This window comes from Selenomonas sp. ND2010 (assembly GCF_000702005.1).
In the GTDB taxonomy this organism is placed as follows: Bacteria; Bacillota; Negativicutes; order Selenomonadales; family Selenomonadaceae; genus Selenomonas_A.
Map to the genome: position 1 here is coordinate 1 of NZ_JNKI01000062.1, position 1,844 is coordinate 1,844.

The 1,844-nt window shown below is 42.8% G+C and carries 1 protein-coding gene; it reads right to left on the reverse strand.

Translation table 11 applies throughout. The annotated features are described in order from the left end of the window. Positions 1 to 274 precede the first annotated feature (274 nt). A complete protein-coding gene (locus tag T504_RS0112080; RefSeq protein WP_033171313.1) occupies positions 275 to 1,537 on the reverse strand; it encodes an NAD(P)/FAD-dependent oxidoreductase in 1,263 nt (420 codons plus the stop codon). Positions 1,538 to 1,844 lie beyond the last annotated feature (307 nt).

Consider the following 1,844-nt stretch of genomic DNA (forward strand, 5'->3'; position numbering starts at 1 on the left):
TCATTTATTATATCGCATCGATTTGTTTCTGTCAAGAACTTTTTTAAATTCTTTTTTTGAAGCATTTTGGTGAAAACAGCCACAACCACTTGCCAGTCAAGGCTTGGTGTCGTTTTTGTTTCCGCCGTATCTCTCAGCGACTTGTATTATGATACACGTCTTTAAAAGAAATGTCAACACTTTTTTGGTATTTTTTTCAAAAACCCATAATTTTATTTATCTTAAACGGAAAAAGGAGAATTCCACCGCGGAATTCTCCTTTTAATTCTTGGTTTTACAATTGTATATTGGTAATAATGCGGCCTAGGCGCGTACCAGAAAGTAGATTCCACATCCACTTGATTGCTACGGTCAAATTCGTATGCGCACCAGCCAAGCGAATGAGATGAACAAACATCCAAGCACACCAGGCAATAAATCCAGTGAGCTGCGGATTTACGCTGGTCTTATTGACTACTGCCTCACCACGACCAATCGTCGCCATGGCCCCAAGGTCCTTATAATGGAAGGTCGAGAGATCCTGCTGACCGCGAATCAGTTTCATGATGTTATCATGCGCCACCTTAGCCTGCTGGGTGGCAACCGGTGCAACGGTCGGCAAAGGACGCTCCGTACCATGCTGAAAATTCGCACAGTCACCAATCGCAAATACCGTTTCACTGCCATTGACCTGCAGCTTTTCATTAACAATCACGCGGCCGGCACGGTCGACCTCACCACCACAGTTTGCAATAAACGGTACTGCTTTTACACCAGCAGCCCAAATAACGGTCTTCGTAGGAATCTCACGACCATCTTTCAGTTTTAGCGTGTTGCCATCATAATCTACCACCTGAGTATTGAGCATGACATTAACGCCCTTGCGCTGCAACACTTTAACCGTGTGGTCGCGAAGGTTTGGTGCCATCATCGGTAATACATTATCCGTCGCTTCAATTAAGCTGACACTTACTTCATCAAAATCAAGGTGATGGTATTCCTTTTTCTGAATGCCAATGAGTTCCGAGATCGCACCTGCTTCCTCGATACCCGTTGGACCACCGCCGACGATGACAAAACTAAGCATACGGCGACGCTCCTGTTCATCATCTTCACGCTTATTGGCGCGTTCGAACATATGCAGGACATGATTGCGGATATGGATAGCCTCCTGCAAAGTCTTCATACCAAAAGAATTCTTCTCGACGTTTTCCATACCAAAGAAATTAGTCGTAGCACCAGCAGCCAAGATAAGATAATCATAGGCAATTTCCCCATGATTTGTCAGCAATACTTTACGATCCTGATCAACGCCCTGGGCCTTTGCCATAAAAAATTCCACATTTTTGTTTTTGCGGAAAAAGGTACGAATCGGATAGGCAATTTCATCCGTGGAAAGGACTGCTGTCGATACCTGATACAGCAACGGCTGAAATAGATGAAAGTTGTGACGGTCCACTAAGATGACTTCCACATCATCTTTTGCAAACAGCTTTGCCAATTTTACACCACCAAAGCCTGCACCAACAATCACGATACGAGGTTTTTTGTCTGCCATGATAAAGCCCTCCCAGAATTATCAGATTTCCCTCAAATTTTCACCATTATCGCGAAAGTGAAAAAAATCACTTTAGCGCCTATGGGTACTATCATAGCATGATATCATACAAATGCAAGTATAGATTTACATTTTTCTGTAAATTTATTATTATATCCTATTTAAATGTAAATTTTCGCCGTATTCCATCTTTATTCATTCCTTTTGCTCGTGAAAACAATCACTTGGATAAAATAAGAACTTCGTAAAATTACAGTTTGCAGGGGAGTATTACCCAGTTCGTGTTCGAGGTAAGTCGCCGGCGGCG

Coding starts and splice junctions, on each gene's coding strand:
- T504_RS0112080 (WP_033171313.1), bottom strand. CDS start 1,537: ATGGCAGACAAAAAACCTCGTATCGTGATTGTTGGTGCAGGCTTTGGT.